Source organism: Ignavibacteriota bacterium, from assembly GCA_016707525.1.
Taxonomy (GTDB): Bacteria; Bacteroidota; Ignavibacteria; order UBA10030; family UBA6906; genus JAGDMK01.
Genome location: JADJHP010000015.1, coordinates 125,927 through 147,762, shown reverse-complemented (window position 1 = coordinate 147,762; position 21,836 = coordinate 125,927). Strand labels below are relative to the sequence as shown.

20 protein-coding genes are annotated in these 21,836 nt (G+C 61.4%); 2 read left to right on the top strand and 18 right to left on the bottom strand.

Annotated elements, in window-relative coordinates:
- Positions 1 to 6: 6 nt before the first annotated feature.
- Entirely contained in the window at positions 7 to 369 is a 363-nt protein-coding gene (locus IPI01_19465) for a response regulator (GenBank protein ID MBK7259934.1), read from the bottom strand.
- Between the two features lie 122 nt (positions 370 to 491).
- On the opposite strand from IPI01_19465, the gene IPI01_19460 reads away from it, so the two are divergent.
- Positions 492 to 1,193, top strand: coding sequence for a metallophosphoesterase family protein (locus IPI01_19460; GenBank protein ID MBK7259933.1), 702 nt, complete (start codon positions 492 to 494; stop codon positions 1,191 to 1,193).
- Here the strand turns inward: IPI01_19460 and IPI01_19455 are convergent.
- The 16 genes from IPI01_19455 to IPI01_19380 form a co-directional block, all read right to left on the bottom strand.
- A complete protein-coding gene (locus tag IPI01_19455) occupies positions 1,190 to 2,050 on the bottom strand; it encodes a hypothetical protein (GenBank protein ID MBK7259932.1) in 861 nt (286 codons plus the stop codon). The two genes, IPI01_19460 and IPI01_19455, sit on opposite strands and share 4 nt — an antisense overlap.
- Positions 2,047 to 2,742, bottom strand: a complete 696-nt coding sequence (locus tag IPI01_19450) for a response regulator (GenBank protein MBK7259931.1) — start codon at positions 2,740 to 2,742, stop codon at positions 2,047 to 2,049. The genes IPI01_19455 and IPI01_19450 overlap by 4 nt, the downstream gene beginning before the upstream one ends.
- Positions 2,735 to 5,944 (bottom strand): PAS domain S-box protein, encoded by a 3,210-nt coding sequence (locus tag IPI01_19445; protein ID MBK7259930.1) that lies wholly within the window; start codon positions 5,942 to 5,944, stop codon positions 2,735 to 2,737. The genes IPI01_19450 and IPI01_19445 overlap by 8 nt, the downstream gene beginning before the upstream one ends.
- Before the next feature lie 85 nt (positions 5,945 to 6,029).
- On the bottom strand, positions 6,030 to 6,818 hold the full coding sequence (locus IPI01_19440) for a TPM domain-containing protein (protein MBK7259929.1): 789 nt from the start codon (positions 6,816 to 6,818) through the stop codon (positions 6,030 to 6,032).
- 3 nt (positions 6,819 to 6,821) lie between these two features.
- Positions 6,822 to 7,430 carry a LemA family protein gene (locus IPI01_19435; GenBank protein ID MBK7259928.1) on the bottom strand — a complete coding sequence of 203 codons (609 nt, stop codon included), beginning with the start codon at positions 7,428 to 7,430 and terminating at the stop codon, positions 6,822 to 6,824.
- Positions 7,431 to 7,439: 9 nt separating this feature from the next.
- The gene (locus IPI01_19430; GenBank protein ID MBK7259927.1) at positions 7,440 to 8,339 is read right to left on the bottom strand and encodes a CapA family protein; all 900 of its coding nucleotides are present in this window, start codon (positions 8,337 to 8,339) and stop codon (positions 7,440 to 7,442) included.
- 321 nt (positions 8,340 to 8,660) lie between these two features.
- Positions 8,661 to 9,278 (bottom strand): porin family protein, encoded by a 618-nt coding sequence (locus IPI01_19425; protein ID MBK7259926.1) that lies wholly within the window; start codon positions 9,276 to 9,278, stop codon positions 8,661 to 8,663.
- A 72-nt stretch (positions 9,279 to 9,350) separates the two neighbouring features.
- Positions 9,351 to 9,848 (bottom strand): outer membrane beta-barrel protein, encoded by a 498-nt coding sequence (locus IPI01_19420; GenBank protein ID MBK7259925.1) that lies wholly within the window; start codon positions 9,846 to 9,848, stop codon positions 9,351 to 9,353.
- Between the two features lie 51 nt (positions 9,849 to 9,899).
- Entirely contained in the window at positions 9,900 to 11,039 is a 1,140-nt protein-coding gene (locus IPI01_19415; GenBank protein MBK7259924.1) for an acyl-CoA dehydrogenase, read from the bottom strand.
- A gap of 4 nt (positions 11,040 to 11,043) precedes the next feature.
- Positions 11,044 to 11,904: a 3-hydroxybutyryl-CoA dehydrogenase gene (locus IPI01_19410; GenBank protein ID MBK7259923.1), complete on the bottom strand. Its 861-nt coding sequence runs from the start codon at positions 11,902 to 11,904 to the stop codon at positions 11,044 to 11,046.
- A 34-nt stretch (positions 11,905 to 11,938) separates the two neighbouring features.
- Complete coding sequence (locus tag IPI01_19405; protein ID MBK7259922.1) at positions 11,939 to 13,120, bottom strand: thiolase family protein; 1,182 nt, start codon at positions 13,118 to 13,120, stop codon at positions 11,939 to 11,941.
- A gap of 144 nt (positions 13,121 to 13,264) precedes the next feature.
- Positions 13,265 to 14,512 (bottom strand): transcription termination factor Rho, encoded by a 1,248-nt coding sequence (gene rho, locus IPI01_19400; GenBank protein ID MBK7259921.1) that lies wholly within the window; start codon positions 14,510 to 14,512, stop codon positions 13,265 to 13,267.
- Positions 14,513 to 14,711: 199 nt separating this feature from the next.
- Entirely contained in the window at positions 14,712 to 16,058 is a 1,347-nt protein-coding gene (locus tag IPI01_19395) for a bifunctional folylpolyglutamate synthase/dihydrofolate synthase (GenBank protein MBK7259920.1), read from the bottom strand.
- Positions 16,055 to 16,999 (bottom strand): dihydroorotate dehydrogenase, encoded by a 945-nt coding sequence (locus IPI01_19390; GenBank protein ID MBK7259919.1) that lies wholly within the window; start codon positions 16,997 to 16,999, stop codon positions 16,055 to 16,057. The genes IPI01_19395 and IPI01_19390 overlap by 4 nt, the downstream gene beginning before the upstream one ends.
- Position 17,000: 1 nt before the next feature.
- The gene (locus IPI01_19385) at positions 17,001 to 17,768 is read right to left on the bottom strand and encodes a dihydroorotate dehydrogenase electron transfer subunit (GenBank protein ID MBK7259918.1); all 768 of its coding nucleotides are present in this window, start codon (positions 17,766 to 17,768) and stop codon (positions 17,001 to 17,003) included.
- A gap of 165 nt (positions 17,769 to 17,933) precedes the next feature.
- On the bottom strand, positions 17,934 to 19,967 hold the full coding sequence (locus IPI01_19380; GenBank protein ID MBK7259917.1) for a tetratricopeptide repeat protein: 2,034 nt from the start codon (positions 19,965 to 19,967) through the stop codon (positions 17,934 to 17,936).
- A 144-nt stretch (positions 19,968 to 20,111) separates the two neighbouring features.
- Between IPI01_19380 and IPI01_19375 the strand changes: the two genes are divergently transcribed.
- Positions 20,112 to 20,639: a periplasmic heavy metal sensor gene (locus tag IPI01_19375; protein MBK7259916.1), complete on the top strand. Its 528-nt coding sequence runs from the start codon at positions 20,112 to 20,114 to the stop codon at positions 20,637 to 20,639.
- An 81-nt stretch (positions 20,640 to 20,720) separates the two neighbouring features.
- Here the strand turns inward: IPI01_19375 and IPI01_19370 are convergent, their stop codons facing one another.
- On the bottom strand, positions 20,721 to 21,572 hold the full coding sequence (locus tag IPI01_19370; protein MBK7259915.1) for a LysM peptidoglycan-binding domain-containing protein: 852 nt from the start codon (positions 21,570 to 21,572) through the stop codon (positions 20,721 to 20,723).
- Positions 21,573 to 21,836: the final 264 nt, after the last annotated feature.

Below are 21,836 nucleotides of genomic sequence, written 5' to 3'. Positions count from 1 at the left end.
TCACTGTCACGTACTCTCCGCCGCCGTCCTGATCTGGTGCAGGAACGTCGCAAAGTCCACCGGTTTCTCAATATATCCCCACGCCCCGTACCGGAGCGCAACCTTGGCCGATTCTTCGGAACCGTGGCCGGTCACCACGATGATCTTCGCGTCCGGATCGTGCCGCTTCAACTTCCGCAACACTTCCAGACCGTTCATGCTCGGCAACGCCAGGTCCAGGATCACCACATCGGGCTCGCGCTCTTTGTAGATCTGGATCCCCTGCGGACCGTCAGCGGTGGAAAAGATGCTGTACCCCTCTTCCTCGAGGATGTTGTGCATCAGGGCGAGAGTGATCTCGTCGTCATCGATGACCAGGACTTTCGGCATACCACGTACTCCTCGGTTCTTGCTTATGAATATACAAAAGTCACCCCCCCAATTCAAAGCGAATCTTTCCTTTGCTCCTAGGGTACAATTTCGTAGATTCCACAGTCTATGCTCAGAACCGCATGAGAGTTGCCGTCATATCCGATATTCACGCGAATCTGCCCGCGCTGGAGAAGGTGCTCACCGTCATCGACCAGATCGGCGTGGACCGCATCCTCTGCCTCGGCGATATCGTCGGCTACGGCGCATTCCCCAATGAATGCGTCGCCCTGGTCCGCGAACGCTGCGCCGCAGTGGTCCGCGGCAACCACGACTCCGGCGCCATCGAAGAACTCCCCCTCGATCACTTCAATACCTACGGCGAGATCGCGATGCGGTGGACGAGGAAACACCTCTCGCAGGAGAATGCCGCGTGGCTCCGCTCCCTCCAGCTCATGCATGTGGTGGATTCCGTGACGATCGTGCACGCCGCTCCCCTGCACCCCGGCGCCTGGCGCTATATCTTCGCCTGGCCGGATGCGCAGAAATGCTTCGCGGCATTCGGCACGCCGTACTGCTTTATCGGACATACGCATGTTCCGGTGGTCGTGGGGGAGAATGGCTCGGTGAATCAGTTCAAGGCGGGGGAACGGTTCCTGATCAACGTGGGGAGCGTGGGACAGGCACGCGATGGGGTTCCGCGGGCATCATTCGGACTGCTTGACACGCACCGCGGCAGCTACGACACGGTCCGCATCGAATACGACATCGAGGCAGCAGCACGCGCGATCCTGCACGCACACCTGCCGGACTACCTCGCACAACGACTCTTCCTGGGGATCTAAGCGCGGCCCTTCTGAAGGATGCGCTCGAGTTCGCGCGCCACGAGATGCGGGTCCTCGTCAATGAAATGCCGTGAGAACCTCCGGGCACGCCGGATCTCACCATCATCCAGCCGCGCAACCACCATCCCGCTGTCGATCACCGGTGCCGTGCTGAGCACGTCGCCCGACGGCCCTACGATCTGCGACCCACCCCAGAAGTTCACGCCATCTTCAAATCCGACCCTGTTACAGAATGCCAGGTACACGGAAAGCAACCGCGCATAGGCCTTGTGGTTCTCGCTGTTCACCTGCTGGGCGTGAAGCGTATCACCACGGTCCCCGCCAAGACGGGTCGGGCTCGCCGTAAGGGAAATGATGACCTCTGCCCCGTCCAGCGCCAGGAGATACGGCAACGACAGATGCCAGAGATCCTCACACACCAATACGCCGATCCGCCCGATGGGCGTGTCAAACGCCCGCACACCCTGGCCCCTGCTGAAGTACCGCATCTCCTCGAACATCCCGTAGGTCGGCGGATAGGTCTTGCGATGCACGGTCCGCATCGTTCCGTTCTCGAACAGAAAGGCCGCATTGTAGATGCCGAACGATCCCCCCTCCTCCACACCCCCCGCGATCACCGGAATGGAACGGCTCTTCTCCAGGAGCGGGAGCAGATAGGAAGGTGGCGCTTCCGGACGCACGGCAAGATCCCAGTTCATGTCCCGGAGAGTGTAGCCCGTCAGACTCAACTCGGGAAAGACCATCATCTGCGCACCGGCCGCGATCGCGCAATCCGCATACTCACAGTGCAGCGTAACGTTCTTCGCCGGATCCCCGAGGACCGGATCGATCTGTGCCAGCGCGAGCAGGGCGTTCATGCCGGCGGGTTCTCCTCTGAAAGGTCGAGCATCCGGATGTCCCGCACGTACGGGATCGTCTTGTCGGTCTTGAGCTGCCGCAACCGCACCATCTTCTTGTCGATGCGTATGAGGTTGTCGCGGATGATGACGAGGTACGCCCGGAGATTGTCCTCCGGATGGGTCGCGAGCAACGACTCGATGTTCTTCCTCATCCCTTCGATCGGCGACTGCAACTCCCCCGTCACCTGCACGACGAGTTCCTGGATGGTCTCGAGGCGCTTCTGCGATATCTCCAACTCGGTCAGCTGATGCTTCAACTTGCGTCTCTCGAGCACGCTGAGGATCGTCTTGGGGAGGACCGGCGTCGCGATCTCCTCCTTCACCAGATAGTCTTCGACCCCGAGCTTCAACACCTCCACCGCCAGATCGAAATCCTTGTTCACGGTCAGGAAAACCACCGGCACCGTGATCCCCCGTTCGTGGATCTCGCGCGTGACCTCCAGGCCGTTCTTCCCCGGAAGGAAGTAGTCCATGAGGATCAGGTCGTACTGCTGCTCTCCCGCCAGCACCTTCAGGGCGGTCGCACCGTCGCCGCACCACGTTACCTCGAACAGCCCGGGGTGGTGCTTCTTCAGGAACAACTCCACAAGGTTCGCGAAGTCGGGATTGTCCTCGACCAGCAGGATATGTGTCGGCGTCGGTTCAGTCATGTCGTGGTACGGTGAACGTGAACGTGGACCCCTTGTCCGGTTCGGACTCGACCCGGATGCTGCCGCCATAGCTCTCCACGATCTGCTTCACGATCGTGAGCCCCGCCCCTGTCCCCCCGATCCCGTCCGCGGGATTCAATCGCTGGAACACCATGAAGATCTTCTCGAATTCCGCTTGCTCGATGCCGATACCGTTATCGGCGACGGTGAAGGAGCAAAAGCCCGGCCCCTCTGTGCCCGTGATGGTGATGACCGGCACCTCTTCACGGTTGTACTTGATGCCGTTCACGATGAGATTCCGGAAGACCATCGCCAGATGGGTCGGGTCGTACGGTACAACGGGCAGGTCGCGTCCATACTCGACCTTCGCATGCCGGTCGACCAGCAGATACTCCAGATCGCGCAACACGTCGCCCAGCACATGCGCAACGGGGACCGCCTGGAGCTGACCCGCCGGGCGTCCTACGCGCGACAGGGTGAGCAGATCGTCGATGAGCTGCTTCATCCGTGCACTCGCCCGCATCACCGAATCCAGATGCTGACGCACATCCTCACTCATCCGTGCGCCGCCATCCTCTATCGCGAACCTGGTGTAGCCACTGATGGTGATGAGCGGCTCCTTCAGATCGTGCGATACGACGTACGCGAACCGGTCCAGTTCCTCATTGCGCCGGGCGATCTCCCGCGCCCCGGCGACGGTCGCTTCGTGCAACGCAACCCGCTCCAGTGCTATCGCGACCAAAGTAGCAATACTCGCAGCAATCCGCAAGTCACTGTCGCCGAAGGGGTTCTCCGCAGCGCGCTGGAAGCGGAGGATCCCGAGCGTGGCCCCGCGGGTATTGACCGGCACAAGCATGGAGGCTTCGCCACACTGCTCGCCAGTCCATGCCGATGCCGTTGTGATCACCTCCGCTGACCGTGGATCGCTGTCCACCGGCTGCACATGCTTCACCGCGGTGTCACCTGCAACATACCCCGTGTCGATGCCGCATGCGTCACCTTCACAATACAGCCTCGTCAGGGTACGGGACGCGGCATCGTATCTGCGATACTCGAAGGAGGTGTACCCGATGAAATCCTTCAGCCGTTCGTGCACTTCACGGAGCACTGTGGCCGCATCCGAGGCGCCCGTCAACCCGAGACCGATGGCATTGAGCAGCGACAGATGCCTGTTGGCTTCCCGGATCTCCTCGCCCTGGCGCTGTCGCTCGTTGATGTCCCGCGCGATATTCAGGATCGCCACCGGATCACCCGCCGCATTCCGCAGGATCGTGGTACTGACGCTGATGGCGATATGCGCTCCGTCGCGCCGCTCCCACTGCATGTCGAAATCGGTGACCTTCCGGGACTCCCGCAGCGCCTCGAGCCACTGCATGTACGCCGCCATCTGGGCTTCCTGAAGCCACGGATACGGCAGACCCAGTCCGATCGCCTCGGCACGGTTGTATCCCGTAAGAATGCAGAACGCGCTGTTGACGTCCAGGATATTCCCCTGCAGGTCGGTCATCATGAGGGCATCACTCATCGCATCCACGATGCCGCGCGTGACATCCTCGGTGTGCTTCTGCCCGGGCTGTTCGGTGTGGGAGCGCGTGACATCCTCGGTGTGATCCGCTTCGGATGGGGACTCGTGAACCCTATGGATGGCCTCTACCATGCCATTGGCGTCGCGCCGGTACCGTATCATGTCGCGCACCTTGAGATACGACGCCTTCCCTTTCGGGAGGATGCGGTACTCGAGGGCGAATTCCTGTTCGGCGGACGATTGACGGGTGATCCGTTCCGAGACCATCGAGCGGTCATCGGGGTGCACCATCGACCGCCAGGCATCGGGGGTCTTGGTCACTTCGGCAATGGAGTAGCCGGTCAGCCGTTCCACGGCCGGACTCAGATAGCGGAACGCGCCCGTGGGTGCAGCCTCGTACACGACGCCGCTCATGGATTCGATGCCCATCTCCAGGGCAGAAGCACGGATCGCGGTCGCGTTGTACTGTACCGCCTTCGCAAGGGCGAAGCCGAGGTGCCCGCCTGCCAGGCCAAGGAAGGCCATGCTGGTGGGTTCCTGTTCAACGTCCTTCATGGAGAGCAGGACCATGATCCCCACCGCCCCGTGGGCATCCCCGAGCGGGAAACACACCATACGCCGCACGCCCTCACCTTCCAGGAGCGCACGATACGGAAGATAGGCCGGATACTCCTCCATGGTGAAGCGTACGGGTTCCATGGTCTTCACCATGAACCCGCCGAACCCTTCGGTCATGCTCTGTTCGGCAAGCGCGGCAGCGATCTTCTCACTCAGGTTCTCACCGTGTTCCAGAACGAACACGTTCCGTTCATCATTCACCACCAGCACCGCGCCCGCGTCGTAACCGAACCAGCGGAGACTCGCATGAAGGCTGTCCTTCACGAGGGTGGTACGGTCGACCGAGCGGTGGAGCGCTTCCAGGATGTTCTGCAGGATGGCATTCTGCCGGCCGTTCCTCTCCACGTCCTCCTGTTCCGTCCGTAGATGCGAAACATCCACGAAGTACCAGAGGCGGGCCGGTTCACCTTCCTGGTCGATCAGTTCATCCAGGACCTGCACATGGACCTTGCTCCCGTCCTTGCGACGGCCGGTGAATTCAAAGCGTTCGGGTGGCGTGGTCTCTTCCAGCGGCCGCCCGGCATGCTCGGTCACGCCTTTCTTCTCCCGCCCTGCGACGATGACCGCGACGTCTTTCCCGACGAGGTCTTCGCGCAGCATATAGCCGAACAACTCCAGGAATCCTTTGTTCACGTAGGTGAACTGCCCGTTCTTCACGATCGCAAGGGCAGCCGTCCTTGTCTCAACAAGCATTCGCGCGCGCGATTCCGATTCTTCGAGCGAACGCATCCGGCTCACATATGCATGGATATCATGCAGGATGAGCGTCACCGTGCGTTCATCGTTCTCCACGGAGACGAAGGCGGCGATATGGAAGTACGCTTCGCCTTTCGGCGTGCTCAAGCGCAGCTCGTAGTCGCGCGTTGCGCCGGACGGCAACTGTTTCAGCTCACGTGCAACCGCAACGTTGCGGTCGCCCAGAAAGGTATTCAGCGTGAAGTTGGGTGCTTTTCCCGCGGGGTCAGGAAAGAAGCGGGAGGCGAAGCCCTGGGTATGACTGAGGAGTTTACGTGCAGCGAAGACCGCTGCCGGAACTGTATCGAGAGAAGGGTGGATCATTGTCATCGGTCAGTGAAGATTGTCAACGCGCCGCGCAGGCGCGGGTACAGCAGAACAACGCGATGGCGTATCGCGTCCCCGGGCGTCACCAGCTACCGCTGGAACCACCGCCACCGAAGGAGCCACCGCCGCCGCTGAAACCACCACCGCCAAAGCCACCACCACCGCCGCCGAACGACCCACCCCCGAAACCACCGCCCATCGGCGGGAACATGCCACCGCGGCGGATCCCGGAGGAACGCGAGCGCGACATGATGAACGCGATGATGAGGATGACGATGATCACCCCGATCGGGACACCACCGTCGCCTTTACCTTTCGGATCGGCAGTATACTCGTTGCGCGTCGCGGCCATGATCGCCGTGGCACCGGCTTCGATGCCGCCGGCATAGTCACCGCGCTTGAAATGCGGGACGATCTCCTTGCGGATGATCTGGCTGGACAATGCGTCGGTGAGCACGCCTTCGAGTCCACGCCCGACCTCGATGCGGATCTTCCGGTCGTTGCGCACCACCAGCAACAGCACACCATTGTCCTTCCCTTTCCGTCCCATCCGGTTCTCGATCACGATGCGCCGGCTTGCATCCTCCAGCGGCTCGCCACCGAGCGTGGAGAGGACCGCGACAACGACCTGTGTCGATGTCTCCGTGTCGAACGCGGCGAGGCGCGCGTTCAGCGAAGCCACGGTTTCCGGTGGGAGCGTGCCGGTGGCATCCGTCACGTACCTGGTGAGCGCGACCGGCTCAGGGGTTTGCGCGGACGCACCGCTCCCTGCGGCAGCAACAGACGCTGCGATCAGGAACGGCAGAATGAAGTGCATGCGCCGGCGTACTGCCGGCGCATGCGCTCGAGGATGGGAGGACAAAGCGGTCATCCGTTAGAACTGCACCTTCGGCGCGTCTTCAGCACCGGCCTTGGCTGCGAAGTATGCCTTCTCCTTGAACCCGAACATGCCGGCGAGCATCGAGGCGGGGAAGCGGCGAACGGTGGTGTTGAAATCCTGCACCTGTTCGTTGAACTGCGACCGTGCCCACGTGATGCGGTTCTCGGTCCCTTCGAGCTGGCTCTGCAACGCCATGAAGTTCTCGTTCGATTTCAACTGCGGGTAGTTCTCGGACACGGCGAGGAGGCGCGACAGCGCTCCGGAGAGCTGATCCTGGGCCTGCTGGAATTTGGCGAACGCCTGCGGATCCTCGAGCACTTCTTTGGTCACCGTGATCTGTCCGACGCGGGAACGCGCATCCGCCACGCCCTGGAACACCGCAACCTCCTGCTTGGCAAAACCCTGGACCGTCGAAACGAGATTCGGGATCAGGTCCATGCGGCGCTGGTACTGGGTCTCCACCTGGCTCCAGGCGGAACGCACGGATTCGTCTTTGGTCACGAGGCCGTTGTACACCTGCATGCCCCACCCGACGAGGATAACGAGGACAAGCACGATAGCGCCGACGATGCCACCTGCGATAAGACAACCGCGAGACTTCATTGTCGCTCCTTAGTGTGTGAACATGGATGTTGGAAAAATACTCGAGAGTCCGCGGACCTTATTGGTGACCCGTTCCGCATCTTCGCCGCTCAACACCCGCAGGTGCCAGTTCCGTACACCGACCGGAATGAATCGGAACTCCGGCCCGGCCTTCCCCAGGCTGATCTCAAAGACACCGGTATCATACGTATGGCGGCCGTTGCCGCCGAACAGGAAGTTGCCGAGCGAATACGCGATCACGCCCTTGCGGTAACGCTCGATCCCCTGCAGCACGTGCGGGTGGTGCCCGATCACCGCATCGACACCGGCATCGATCAACGCACGTGCGAAACTCTGCTGTGCAGCGTCCGGCGCTTCTGCCTTTTCGGTCCCCCAGTGGAGGATCACGACGATATACATGGTGCGGTCGGCAAGCCGCAACGCGCGCACATCCGCGCCGATGGCGCCAAGTTCGCGGCGGGCGACGCCCGACTTCCGTTCTGTTGCAACCCGGGCCTCGCCGCCGCCATAGTACGCCAGCACAGCGATATTCCTGCCATTCCGGTTGAAAAAGTACGGGCGGTGCGCATCTGCACGGGTCCGGCCTGCACCGACATACCGGATACCAGCTGAATCAAGATACGAAAATGTATCCAAAAGTCCTTGTTCGCCATAATCGAAGACATGATTATTGGCGATACTGACGACCCCGATCCCCGCCCTCGTGAGCACGGGAACGAAGCGGGGATGCATACGGAAATTGAACGGCTTGACGATCTTCGTCCCGCGCGTCGTGATCGGATTTTCGAGATTCACCACCGCGATGTCCGCCGTCCGGAACAGGTCGAAGCCCTCAAAGGCCATCGACGGGTCATTGCCGGCCGCTTTCTCATAGTGCGCGCCCAACAGGCAATCCCCTGCAAATCTCATCACAATGGCACTGGTATCCCGCACCGCTTGTGCCCGGACATCCGCCCATCGGGGTGCGATTACCTCAACAAACAGCAAGATCCAGAATATTCTCAAGCCGCTCCTTTGATGCCTTCTCAACACCCTTCCCACCTCTCCAGTTCGCTTCATGCGCCTCCTCTCTCCGGTTCCATCCCACGCAACGATCTTGCCGGTGCCTGGTGCGAACTTCTCACCGGCTCCGGGTACCGCGTTCATCTTCGTCCACGCCTCTCATATAGCGAAAGGAAGCCCAGAAGGCTTCCTTTCGCCACGAGACGTAACACAAGGTGCAGGTGCGGATCACAGCCAGAAATTCGCGCCGAACATCAACGGGAATGTCGATGTTGAGCTTCCTTCCGTGAAGATCATATTGAACTTGAATTCGCCGAAGACCCCAATGTTCCGGGCGACGCGATATTCCGTACCCACGCCAAAGTGGATCCCGAATTTCGTACTCGTGTCACCTTTGAGCTGCGTGTAGTCCTGCCCATTGACCTTCACCACCAGGTCGCTTACGCTGATCATATTCAGACCGAAGCCGAAGAGGCCATACGGCGTGACCCCTCCCTTCAAGGGCAGTTTGCCGAGGCCGGTGAATGAAATGCCCAAGATGCCAACACCGAGCCCGGAGACATCGCTTGACGGGACCGGCTGTCCACCATTCGTGAATCCGAACTTCGCCTTGTCAGAGGAGAAGGTGCCATAGTCCAGGCCAAACCGGATCCCGACATTCTTCATGAGCTCCATCTCGGCCTGAGCCCCGAAGTTGAATCCGATCCCGTAGTATTGATCCGACGGCTTGGGAAAGGATGAGAACGAGATACCAAGATGGGGGCCGACCGCGAATTTCATCTGGGCGGGGGCCGTCCCGGTCAGCAGGAACAGGCAGGTTGCAGCAACTATGAACGATCTACGCATCACAGATCCTCCGTGTGGTGGGTGAGGGATTATTGGTGCACGTCAAGGTCTTTGTTCGCGATGCAAACCGTGTCAGGGGATCTCATAGCGCAGACCACCGCGGATCGCGATATAGAACGTCGACACGCCCGTGGTGAAGATCGGCCCGAGCTGGAGATCCGGCCCGACGTACAGGTTCTTTCCCACCATGAAGCCGACACCGCCGCCGAAGCGGATGCCGAAATACGGCCCGCCCGTCAGGAAGAGAAGGCCGAAGCCGGCATCGACATACGGCTTGATCTTCACGGTCTTCGCGTCGATGTAGTACTTGAAGTAGGTCGCCCACTCGATCGGCGTGCCGGCCTGGGTGTTGATGTTGAATTCCGTGCCCACCGCGAGCTGACGGTTGAAGATCACCTCGGCCATGGGTCCGAAGTGGAACCCTGCACTCGTCGCATACGTGTTCGATGCAATAGACAGCCCCATGTTGCCGCCGACACTCCACTTCACCGGCTGTGCCTGCGCATGGGGAGATGCAACGAGCAGGAGTAGTGCGACAACCGCACAGGCCACGCTACCGTATTTCAGCATACTTCCTCCGAATGTGTCAATTGAGTTATCGAATCTCTTCGTCCGCTCCGGTCACCGCAGCAGCGCCCGCGCGATCACGATGCGCTGGATCTCGGAGGTCCCTTCATAGATCTCCGTCACCTTCGCATCCCGCAGATAACGCTCCACGCGGTATTCCTGCACGTACCCGTACCCTCCGTGGATCTGGATGGCCTCGAGTGCGCTTTCAACAGCAACACGCGACGCGTACAGCTTTGCCATGGCCGCTGCGGTCCCGTACGACTCACCGCAGTCCTTGAGCCACGCGGCCTTGAGCACCAGATGGCGCGCCGCTTCCACCTGCGTTGCCATATCCGCGATCTTGAATTGGATCGCCTGCAGCTCGGCGATCGGCCGCCCGAACGCTTTCCGCTCCTTCGCATAGGAGAGCGATGCATCCAGGCACCCCTGCGCGATCCCCAGGGCCTGCGCCGCGATCCCGATGCGGCCACCATCCAGGGTCTTCATCGCAAAGCGGAACCCCATTCCCTCGTCGCCCACCCGGTTCGCTGCCGGGATCCGGCAATCGGTGAACGACAACGACACGGTATCCGAGGCACGGATGCCGAGCTTCTTTTCCTTCTTAGCGACGGCGAACCCGGGGATCCCTTTCGGGACGATGAATGTGCTGATCCCTTTCGGACCCTTGGTCCGGTCCGTGGCGGCCATGACCAGGACGTAGTCTGCGGTCGAACCGTTCGTCGTCCAGTTCTTGGTCCCATTAAGAATATAATGATCCCCGTCCTTCTGCGCCACCGTATGAAGGTTGGAAGCGTCACTTCCTGCCTCCGGTTCCGACAGGGCGAAGGCCCCGAGCTTCTTCCCGGATGCCAGGTCCTTCAAAAACCGCTCTTTTTGCTCAGAGGTTCCGAATTCGTTCAACCCGTAGCAGACCAGCGAATTATTGACGCTCATGATGACGCCACAGGAGGCGTCGACACGGGATATTTCGGCCTCTGCAAGGGCATAACTGACCGTGTCCAACCCCGCTCCGCCCCACTCCTCCGGGACCATCATCCCCATGAACCCCAGTTCACCCAGTGCCCGCACCTGCTCCGCCGGGAACATGCTGTGCTCGTCGCGTTCGATCGCACCGGGGGCGAGTTGCTCTTCCGCGAACGAACGCGCCGTGTCGCGGATCATGGACTGGGTCTCCGTCAGTGCGAACATCATACGGTCATCCCTCCGAGTATGAGTAGAATCCTCTGCCGCTCTTCCGTCCGAGTTGCCCGGCCGCCACCATCTTCTTCAGGAGCGGCGACGGACGGTACCGCGGATCGCCCAACCCGTCATGCATCACGTTCATGATCGCGAGGCAGACATCCAGCCCGATGAAGTCCGCAAGCTGGAGCGGCCCCATCGGGTGCGCCATACCGAGCTTCATGATCGTATCGATCGCCTCCGGCGTGGCGACGCCTTCCATCACGCACGTGATCGCCTCATTGATCATCGGCATCAGGATACGGTTCGCGATGAAGCCGGGATAGTCGTGCACCTCCACCGGCTCTTTCTCCAGCCTCCGGCAGAGATCCACGACCGTGGCCGTGGTCTCATCGGACGTGACATGTCCGCGGATGATCTCGACGAGCTTCATCACCGGCACGGGGTTCATGAAGTGCATCCCGATCACACGGTCGGGCCGCTTCGTCGCTGCCCCGAGGACCGTGATGGAGATGGAAGAGGTGTTCGTGGCCAGGATGACGCCCGGCCGGCACGCCGCATCGAGAGCCGCAAAGAGAACCCGCTTGATCTCCGGGTTCTCCGACGCAGCCTCCACGACAAGGTCTGCGCCCGCCGCCGCTGCAGACAGATCCACCGATGTATGCAACCGCCCGAGGATCGCACCGCGGTCCGCAGCGGCCACGGTCCCCTTCTTGATCTGCCGGTCCAGGTTGGTGGTGAGGATTGCGATACCCCGGTCCACCAGGTCCTGGCGGACATCCACAAGCGTGACCTCGAACCCGTGCTGGGCGAACGTGTGGGCGATGCCGTTGCCCATGGTCCCGGCGCCGATCACGCAGATGTGCTTGATCTCCATGCTCTTCAATGCTCCGGATCGGATGATGGGTGGATCAGGATGGCCGCTCCACGATGACGGCGCTTGCTTCCCCGCCGCCGATGCACAATGTTGCGAGTCCGCGCTTCTTGTTCATCCGCTCCATCGCATGGATGAGGGTGACAAGGATGCGGGCCCCGCTGGCGCCGAGCGGATGGCCGAGCGCGATGGCGCCGCCATGAACGTTCACCCTCGCGGGGTCGAGCTTCGCGATGGAACTCACCGCAAGCGCCACCACGGCGAACGCTTCGTTGATCTCGAAGAGGTCGATATCGCCCACGGCAAGGCCGTGACGTGCGAGTACTTTTGCGATGGCATCGGCGGGAGCGGTGGTGAACCACTCAGGCGCCTTCGCTGCCGATGCCTGGCGGAGGACCCGCACCTGATGCCGCACCTTGAGTCGCGCGGCAGCGTCCGCGGACATCACGACCATGGCCGCGGCGCCATCGCTCACCTTCGACGCGTTCGCCGCCGTGATGGTGCCGTCCTTCTGGAATGCCGGACGGAGCGTGGGGATCTTCTCGAAGTTGGTCTTCGTGGGATCCTCATCGTCCTTCACCATCACCACATCGCCCTTTTTTCCGGCAATGCCGACGGGGACGATCTCTGCATCAAAAGCACCGCTCTTCTGCGCCGCCTGGGCGCGCGTGTAGCTCTCGATCGCGAACGCGTCCTGCGCTTCGCGCGTGATGGTGCATTCACGGGCGCAGATCTCGGCTGCATTGCCCATGAGGTAATCATTGTAGACGTCGATGAGTCCGTCGCGGTACAGGGCATCCTGGATCTCCGCGTTCCCCATCCTGTATCCCGTCCGCGCTTTATCGAGAAGGTAGGGGGCATTGGACATGCTCTCCATGCCGCCTGCCACGACGATGTCCGCATCACCCGTCTGTATCGCCTGCACGGCGAGCATCACGGACTTGAGCCCCGAGCCGCACACCTTGTTGATGGTCATGCATTCCACGCTGTCCGGCAATCCGGCATACCGCGACGCCTGACGCGCCGGTGCCTGGCCCACGCCCGCCTGGATCACATTGCCCATGATCACTTCATTGACTTCAGCGGGTGGAATGCCTGCGCGGCGGACAGCCTCGGCGATCACGATCGCGCCGAGGCGGGGGGCGGGGATGGAGCTCAACGTCCCCTGGAAGCTTCCGATGGGGGTCCGGCATGCGCCGGCTATGACGACGTCTCGCATTGTTGCCTCAAAAGAGCAGTAGGACGAATGGGAAAAGATAAGGAAAAAGGAAGACGAAAAAAGGAAAAAATCGCCCGAAACAGAAGAAGGAAAAAGGATACGATCCCTTTTCCTTCTTCCTACGTTCCACATCACTGCTGGTTCTTAGCTGCTCATCGACCGCAGGAACTCCTTGTTGCTCTTCGTCCCGCGCATCTTCTCCAGCAGGAAATCCATGCCTTCCACGGTGTTCATTTCGGCGAAGATCTTGCGGAGGATCCAGACGCGGTTCAGATCGTCGGCATCGATGAGGAGCTCTTCCTTGCGGGTTCCGGAGCGGTTCACGTCCATCGCAGGGAATACGCGGCGGTCGCTCAGCTTCCGGTCGAGCACGATCTCCATGTTACCCGTACCCTTGAACTCTTCGAAGATGACCTCGTCCATGCGGCTGCCGGTCTCGATGAGGGCCGTGGCAACGATCGTCAGGCTACCGCCTTCCTCGATGTTACGCGCCGCGCCAAAGAACCGCTTCGGCTTGTGGAGCGCGTTCGCGTCCACACCACCGGAGAGGATCTTGCCGGAGTGCGGCACCACCGTGTTGTGCGCCCTCGCCAGACGGGTGATGCTGTCGAGAAGGATGACAACATCCCGGCGGGCTTCCACCAGGCGCTTGGCCTTCTCCAGCACCATGTCCGCCACCTGCACGTGCCGTTCCGGCGGTTCGTCGAAGGTGGAGCTCACCACTTCGGCATTCACCGAACGCTCCATGTCCGTGACCTCTTCCGGACGTTCGTCGATCAGCAGCACGATCAGCTTCACCTCGGGATGATTGCGGGAAATGCTGTTCGCAAGCTTCTGGAGGAGGATGGTCTTGCCGGCCTTCGGCGGAGAAACGATCATACCGCGCTGACCCTTACCCACCGGTGTGAGCATGTCCATGATACGCATGGAATATTCGCCGGGTGCGGTCTCGAGCTTGAGCGGAGAATTCGGATACAGAGGAGTAAGGTTGTCGAACAGGACCCGCTCGCGGATCGTCTCGGGATTCTCGTCGTTCACCGCTTCCACGCGGAGGAGCGCGAAGAACCGTTCACCTTCCTTGGGGGGACGCACCTGGCCGCTGACCGTATCACCGGTGCGCAGATTGAACTTTTTGATCTGCGAGGGCGACACATAGATATCGTCAGGCGACGGCAGGTAGTTGTAGTCCACCGACCGGAGGAACCCGTAACCATCCGGCAACACTTCCAGTACACCCCGGCTGAAGCTGAACCCTCCCTGCTCCGTCTGAGCCTCGAGGATCTTGAAGATAAGCTCCTGCTTGCGCAGGTCGCTGTAGCCGCTGATGTTCAGCTCTTTGGCGATCTGATTGAGCTCAGCTATCTTCTTGGACTTGAGCTCTGAGATGTCCATGGCCATGGAAGGAGAACCTCGAAATGGAAGTTATGGAATTGTAGCAACCCAGCCGAACCGAGAGCATTCACATGCGGGTGACGAAGGAACTCAGGAACGGGGTATCGGTTGGACGTGTGATTGAGATAAGGGATGTGGATAAGGCAAATCGAAGCGATTCATAAACCCTTGAGGAATATAGATTATTTCAAGAAAGATGTCAAGGGGTTTTCTCAAACGCAAGCAGGGCCTCACCTGCGACAAAATGTGAGCCGATGACGAGAATTCGGGGTTTTCGGCGCGTGGTTCCCGGCGCAATACGCTTCATCGCGAGACGGAGGCCGGCTTTCACGCCCCCCCCTGGCACCACCCGGACCCCCAATGCCCGCCCCACCCGGAGGATGTCGCGAACCGTCGCCGCCCGGGGCGTCCGTGGCCTGACAGCCACTATGGTCCCTGCAACACCTCCCAAGAGCGCAACCATCCCCGCGTAGTCCTTATCCTTCATGGACCCGAAGACCACCGCGTCAAAATGCGGCTCCCGTCGGCCAACGAACGGAGCCGTCGCCACCCGGACCCCATCCGGATTGTGGGCGACGTCGATGGTGATATCGGCCCGACGGTGCCTGACGCGCTCCAACCTGCACCGGAGCCCGGCCAATTTGGAAACCTTCTCCAGGCCCATCCTCACCGCATCAGCCGTTACCTTCTGGAAGATACCACTTCTGACCGTCAGGGAGAGCGCGGACACTGCCAGAGCGGCATTTGCCACCTGATGCCCCCCCCTCAGCCCCAGGACCACCCCGTCGAGCCGCCAACGGCCACCCCGCACATTCACCACAGCATGCCCCGTCCGATCCCCGGAAGGAACGAGGGAAGTCACCTCCCGGGGCAGGAACACCGATGTCCCTTTCGTGCGCCCCCGAGCTCGGATCACCTCGAGCGCGATCCCCTCCGCGGTGGTCACCACCGGCGCCCCCCGCTTGATGATCCCGGCCTTTTCACGGGCGATCCGGCTCACCGTGTGACCAAGGTACTCCTGATGATCGAGTCCGATGTTCGTGATGAGGCTGACGAGCGGGATCACGACGTTGGTCGCGTCGAGGCGCCCACCGAGCCCGGTTTCGATGACTGCCACATCCACGCCCTGGTCCGCAAAGTACTGGAACGCAACGCATGTGGTCGCTTCGAAGAATGTGGCCCCGGTCTCCTCGATCGTTGGCCGGAGGCGGCGGACATACTCCACCAGTTCCGGCTCGGGCATGGGGATGCCGTCGATGCGGATCCGTTCCACGAAGTGTATGAGGTGCGGTGAGGTGTACAACCCCGTTCGGTAGCCTGCCGCGGTGAGTATCGCTGCAAGGAAGGACGATGTGGAGCCCTTGCCATTCGTGCCGGCGACATGGAACACGGGAAAGGAGCGTTCGGGATGGCCCGCGACGGTGACAAGCCGGCGGATATTCCGGAGTCCGACCTTGATGCCACGGTATTGCAGCGCGTAGAGATACCGGAGAGTTGCCGCAGAGGACATGCGGGCGGGATGCCCGCCATGTGCCGGGCGGTTCACAGCCAGCTATCGAGCACCGACACGCCCGTCCGGGCGTCCAGCGCCCCCACCAGCGTGCTCATATCCGCGACCTTCTGCTCTTCGCAGAACGCGGTCATTTCTCCGGCAATCCGCACGCCGGCGGCCGGGTCGAGAAAGTTCGCGGTCCCCACCTGCACCGCGATCGCACCGGCGAGCAGAAACTCGATGGCGTCAACACCGCAGGTGATGCCGCCGATCCCGATCACCGGGATCTTCACGGCACGTGATGCCTCATAGACCTTCGCAAGTGCAACAGGCTTTACCGCCGGGCCGGAAAGCCCGCCCGTCACGGTGGAGAGGATCGGCCGGCGCGTGCGCGCATTGATCGCCATGCCGATGAGCGTATTCATCACCGATACCGCATCGGCGCCTTCATCGGCAGCGGCGCGGGCGAAGTCGGCGATGTGCGTCACATTCGGCGTGAGCTTGATGAAGAGCGGACGCTTTGTCCGGGCCCGGACTCGCCGCGTGATCTCGGCGGTCATCTGGCAGTTCGTCCCGAAATTGAGTCCACCCTCTTTCACATTCGGACAGGAGATATTGATCTCGTAGCCGTCGATCCCATCCTCCCCTTCCAGCAGGTCGACCACGGCACAGTATTCATCGACGGTGCTGGCCGCGATGTTCACGATGAGTGTGACCTCCACGGTGCGGAGGAACGGCAGCTTTTCAGCGATGAAGCGGTGTACTCCGATGTTCGCGAGCCCGATGGAATTCAGCATGCCGCCGGTCGTTTCCACGATGCGCGGCGGCGGATTCCCATCGCGCGGCTTCATCGAGAGCGACTTGGTGATGATGCCACCGAGGCGGGAGATGTCCACGGCATCGGTACACTCATCACCATAGCCAAAGGTACCGGAGGCCACGAGCACCCGGTTCTTGAATTCTGCGGACCCTATATGGAATGCACTCTGAACCATGTCACCACCGTAGCGCTTGTGCATCGAACGTGGGCCCATCCTTGCACATCAGGGCGTAACGGCGCGATGCGTCGCGGAGTTCGACCGGGCACCCCTGACAGATGCCGATGCCGCAGCCCATGGGCCCTTCCATGGAGACTTCGCAGGGGATCCCCAGCCGTTCGGCGGCCAGCGCCGTCGCCTTGAGCATCGCATGCGGCCCGCACGCAAAGATCTTGACATGCTTCGGGTCCGTCTGCGCCACTTCCTTCTCAAGAAGCGCAACAACGTTCCCATGGAAGCCGGACGAGCCATCGTCCGTGGCACAGACAACATCGTGCAGATGGCGTGTGACCAACGACGCGGCATCGCGGGCACCGACGAGGGTGCGCACGGCCTTTCCGCGGCGCAGGAGTTCGGCGGTCGTAAGTGGCATGGGGGCTACACCGAGTCCGCCGGCCACAAGCAGTGCCGTGGTGAAACGGTCATCATCCAGCGTGAACGGGACGCCGAGCGGGCCGAGGAGATCGAGGATATCCCCTTCGCGCTTCTCCGCAAGCAAGGCTGTCCCCTTCCCCACGATGTTGAAGAGGATCTCGATGGTATCCGTGGTGGTACGGTGGACGCTGAACGGGCGGCGGAGCAGCGGCTCGAGTGTATCGTTGACGCGGACGTTCACGAATTGTCCCGGCCTGACCGCAGGGGCGAGGCCGGGAGCATGGAGCGAGAGGACGAAGATATTGCGGGCAACGGCCTGAAGTGAGCGGACCGGACAGGAATGAAGGGGCATCAGTCGACCCGTTGTTCTTCGGGAGTTTCCCGTGGCTTCGGCTGTTGTGTCCCGGGCCTGGCGCCGCGTCTGCGCGCCCCCTCTTCCGTCGGATCGTCACCCGGTTTCGCTTTCGTTGAATCCGTGACGGCAGGAATGGCGCCCGCCTGTTTTGCACGCAGGGAATCAGGCAGAGCGGGAGGCACCCCCCTGTTTTCCCTGCAGGGAATCATGAACAGCCGGGTTCTTTGCTGCTTGTTTCGCTTTGATCGAATCCTGGACGGCGGCAGCGGCGGCAGCCTTTGCGATGGAATCTGCGCGGGCCTTTTCCTGGACGACACGACGAGCCGACTGGACCTCCTGGACGCGGGGACCGACCTTCTGTGCGTATGCCGACGACGGTGCACGGCTGACGAGGCGTTCATAGAGTGCCGCGGCGCTGTCCTGCGATCTCGCCTCGTTCTCGTACAGCCATCCTGCAGCGTACATCGCACGCACGGCGGCCGGAGACGTCGGGAAATGTTTCACCAGCACGGTGAACGTATCGATCGCCGCCTTTGCCTTACCCGCCTGCATCAGTTGCACCCCTCGTGTGTACGACTCCTCGGCGAGGTCTGCCGCCCTCACGAGCGGGGGGATGCCAAGCAACCGGCGTGCTTCATCCGCGAACGGCGAGAGCGGGTACTTGTCCACGATGCAGCGGTACAGTGAATCGGGGACCGCACGGTCGACCGTAGAATCACTGCTTTCGATCCGTGCGAGCACATAGAAAGCGCGCGGCGCTGCCTTGCTTTGGGGGAACTCACGCACCAGGCGCCGGTACAACGTCCGCGCCGAGTCGGGGAGCTCCATGTTCGCATAGAAGACACCCGCAAGATCATCGATGGCCCCCGCAAGGCGGGTTCGCACCGTGTCAGGATGCATGGCCGGCGCAGGAGGGGCTTTGGGCTTGAGCGAATCCGCACGCGCCATCGCTGTTGAATCCCGTCCGAGGGAATCGGCACGGACGAGCACCGAATCGTTCACCATGCTCGTGTCCGGCGGGCGCAGCACTGCCAGGAGTATGCTGTCGAGACGGTTCATTTCGTTGCGGTACTGGAGGAACCGGCCGAGGTACTCGCTCTTCCGGACGACCGTGGGCATGTTCTTGGCGAGCGGTGGCCCGCTCCGCGCGCGGTCGAACGCGACCTTCGCGGAATCGTACAGCTGGAACCGCAGCTCGTACAGCATCCCGAGCTCATAGTTCGCGTTCAGTGCCGACTCCCCGCGCGCATAGGCCGTATCCACGTAGCGGTACTGCTCCACCGCCTTCGCGATATCCCCCCGGTCGCGGTACACGTTGGCGATCTCGACATCGAGGTCGCCCCACGATTCGCGGTAGTTGAGATTCCCACGGAGATCTTCGAGTCGGTCGAGCGCAGCATCATACTCCCCCTGCCTGGAGATCATCTTCGCGGCGCCGAACAATCCGCGGAACTCACCGACATAGCCACGGCTGAGTTCGCGTGCGCGCACATAGGTCTTCTCCGCGCCGACGAAGTTCTTCTCTTCCGCGTACAGTTCCGCGACCCGCAGGAACGCGTTCGAGCGCATGTCCGCATCGGAAGCGTGGTCGCCCACGACCTCCAGCATCTGCCGTGCCCGGACGTTGCTCTTCCTGTCCAGGGCGAGCTGGGCCAGCAGCACGGCCGCATCGGCCATCAACTGGCTCTCTTCATTGACCGTTGCATCTTCCAGGAGTTTCGTCGCCAGTGCCTCGGAAGCCACGGTGTCCCGGTTTTTGTACAGCGCGTAGGAGAGCAGGATCCTGGTCTCCTCCAGGAGCGGACTGTCCGGGTAGCCATCGATCAGTTCGCGGCACTTGCGGTCCGCCTGCTGATACTCGCCCGAGAAGAAATACGATCGCCCGATCATGAGCAGGGCATCGTCAACAAGGTTGGATTCAGGATGGTACTGCAGGAGCTTCGAGCACTTCTCGATCACGGACGTGAACTTCGTGCGCGCGCCCCCGCTGATCGGGACCAGGGCCAGCATGTTCCGGCCTGATTCACGGACCTCGGGCATGGCCCAGACCTCATCCACGGCCTGGCCATAGAGCGTTTTGGCGTTGTAATAGGTGTTGAAATACGCAGAGAAGAAATCCCACACGCCGCAGGAAGGAAGCAGGAGCAGCAAACTGGAGACCATGAAGGTCTTGACAACGTTGGCACGTATCCGCACGAGAGGTACTCCCCGTTCGACATCGTTGCAACATAGTGATTTGCGCGCGCAAAGTCAACGCGCGCACCCTGCATTAAACCGGTGCCCTCCTGCCTGTGTCGAACATGCAGAACGTACCACTCACGATCACAGAAAGGATATACCATGGTGAAACACACATTTCTCGCACTGCTGGTGGCGGCAGCAGTCGCTGTCCCCCTTTCCGCACAACCCGACCCGCCGGATGACCGTCCGGAGCATCGCCAGGGACGCGGCGGTTGTGTCTGCAAAGAGGACGGAGACCGGATGCCGATGCGCGGCAGAATGATGGAAGCGCTCAACCTGACCGAGCAGCAGAAGGGTCAGATGGAGAAGCTGCGCACCGATCTGGAGAAGAAGCAGGTCACCGTGCAGGGCAAGATCGCCGTCCTCCGCGTTGAACTCAAGGAACTGTTCCAGGCCGAGAACCCGGAACGCGGCGCGATCGAGAAGAAGATGAAGGAGGTTTCTGATCTCCAGCATCAGCTCAAGATCAACGGCCTCGACCATCTCTTTGCGGTGAAAGCGATCCTGACCCCTGACCAGCAGAAAGTGTGGAAGAAGCATATGCTGGCCATGGGCGAAGAGCGGATGGGCATGAGGATGGGGAATGGCCCCGAGGGGCGGATGAAGATGAAGAGGGACAGGCGGTAACACACGCGAAATTCCCGGCACCAGAAAAAAAGGGAAAGCAGGTACGCCTGCTTTCCCTTGTGCTGTCTCTCAGATCGTTCCTTACTTCCTGATCACGAGCTCCTGCCCCGCATGGATGCGGTTCTCCTTCAGGGAGTTCCAGTCCCGGATATCTTCCGGGCTCACTTCGTGCGCACGGGCGATGTCCCACAGCGTGTCCCCCCTCTTCACGACATAGACCACGGCCTTCCCATCCTTGCCTTTCGCCGGCTGCTGCGGGTGCTCGCGCTCCACGATACGCACATTTTCGGCGCTCTCGTGGATCACCAAGTGCTGGCCGGCGCGGATCTTCGACGATGACATGTTGTTCCATCGTTTGATCTGCGCGATCGTCACACCGTGCTCGCGTGCGATCACTTCCAGCGTCTCACCCTCTTTCACCAGATACCTCCCGGTCTCCTCGCCCTGTTGCTCCGAGACGGTCCGGCTGTGCGAGCGGAACATCCGCTCCTTCTCATCAAAGGAAAGCTGGTTGATCCTGCTGTAGCGTGCCGCCTGGCCGTCATCCACGTACACATCCAGATCCTGTCCGGCGCGGATCGGCCGCCCGTACGGAATGTCGTTCCAATTCCGGATGTCTGCCGAGCGGCAGCCGAACCATTCCGCGATGTGCCCGATGGTGTCGCCCCTCTTCACGGTATACATGAGCTTCTTCTTGCCCGGAGGGACATCGGCGGTCTGCCGCTGCGCCTGTGCAAGCGCCCGTTCCACCTTCGTCCGCCCGCTCGAGGTACGTGTGCGCGACGGCCGGGCATCGTCCGCCATCGAACTCGCGCTGAACTGCAGTGCATGCTTCGACGAACCCCGGGGCACGGGGACGACGATGGTGGATCCGACCGAGAGACGCTTGCTGGACTTCAGACGGTTGGTCTCCTGGAGAACGGTCGCGGACATGCCGTACTTTGCCGCGATCCCGCCGAGCGTCTCCCCCTTTCTTCACCGTATGCGCGATCCAGTCGCGCTTCGTATCGCCCGGCAGCGCCGCGTACTTCTCCTTGAACCGTGTTGCCATCCCGGCGGGCACGCGGAAGCGATAATCGCGGATGCCCGGAGGTGTGCACCAGTGGAGCAATTCGGGATTGAGTTCCCGGAGCGTCTGGGCATTGGTCCCCGCACAGTCCGCAAGCACATCCAGATCCACGCAATCATCCACGGTCA

Bases quoted from the DNA above. Each gene is read 5' to 3' on its own strand.
- IPI01_19415 (MBK7259924.1), bottom strand. From the start codon at position 11,039: ATGATGTTCGCACTGACGGAGACCCAGTCCATGATCCGCGACACGGCG.
- IPI01_19440 (MBK7259929.1), bottom strand. From the start codon at position 6,818: ATGACCGCTTTGTCCTCCCATCCTCGAGCGCATGCGCCGGCAGTACGC.
- IPI01_19465 (MBK7259934.1), bottom strand. From the start codon at position 369: ATGCCGAAAGTCCTGGTCATCGATGACGACGAGATCACTCTCGCCCTG.
- rho (MBK7259921.1), bottom strand. From the start codon at position 14,512: ATGGACATCTCAGAGCTCAAGTCCAAGAAGATAGCTGAGCTCAATCAG.
- IPI01_19460 (MBK7259933.1), top strand. From the start codon at position 492: ATGAGAGTTGCCGTCATATCCGATATTCACGCGAATCTGCCCGCGCTG.
- IPI01_19420 (MBK7259925.1), bottom strand. From the start codon at position 9,848: ATGCTGAAATACGGTAGCGTGGCCTGTGCGGTTGTCGCACTACTCCTG.
- IPI01_19375 (MBK7259916.1), top strand. From the start codon at position 20,112: ATGGTGAAACACACATTTCTCGCACTGCTGGTGGCGGCAGCAGTCGCT.
- IPI01_19370 (MBK7259915.1), bottom strand. From the start codon at position 21,572: ATGTCCGCGACCGTTCTCCAGGAGACCAACCGTCTGAAGTCCAGCAAG.
- IPI01_19390 (MBK7259919.1), bottom strand. From the start codon at position 16,999: ATGGTTCAGAGTGCATTCCATATAGGGTCCGCAGAATTCAAGAACCGG.
- IPI01_19405 (MBK7259922.1), bottom strand. From the start codon at position 13,120: ATGCGAGACGTCGTCATAGCCGGCGCATGCCGGACCCCCATCGGAAGC.
- IPI01_19425 (MBK7259926.1), bottom strand. From the start codon at position 9,278: ATGCGTAGATCGTTCATAGTTGCTGCAACCTGCCTGTTCCTGCTGACC.
- IPI01_19385 (MBK7259918.1), bottom strand. From the start codon at position 17,768: ATGCCCCTTCATTCCTGTCCGGTCCGCTCACTTCAGGCCGTTGCCCGC.
- IPI01_19445 (MBK7259930.1), bottom strand. From the start codon at position 5,944: ATGATCCACCCTTCTCTCGATACAGTTCCGGCAGCGGTCTTCGCTGCA.
- IPI01_19455 (MBK7259932.1), bottom strand. From the start codon at position 2,050: ATGAACGCCCTGCTCGCGCTGGCACAGATCGATCCGGTCCTCGGGGAT.
- IPI01_19430 (MBK7259927.1), bottom strand. From the start codon at position 8,339: ATGAGATTTGCAGGGGATTGCCTGTTGGGCGCGCACTATGAGAAAGCG.
- IPI01_19450 (MBK7259931.1), bottom strand. From the start codon at position 2,742: ATGACTGAACCGACGCCGACACATATCCTGCTGGTCGAGGACAATCCC.
- IPI01_19435 (MBK7259928.1), bottom strand. From the start codon at position 7,430: ATGAAGTCTCGCGGTTGTCTTATCGCAGGTGGCATCGTCGGCGCTATC.
- IPI01_19410 (MBK7259923.1), bottom strand. From the start codon at position 11,904: ATGGAGATCAAGCACATCTGCGTGATCGGCGCCGGGACCATGGGCAAC.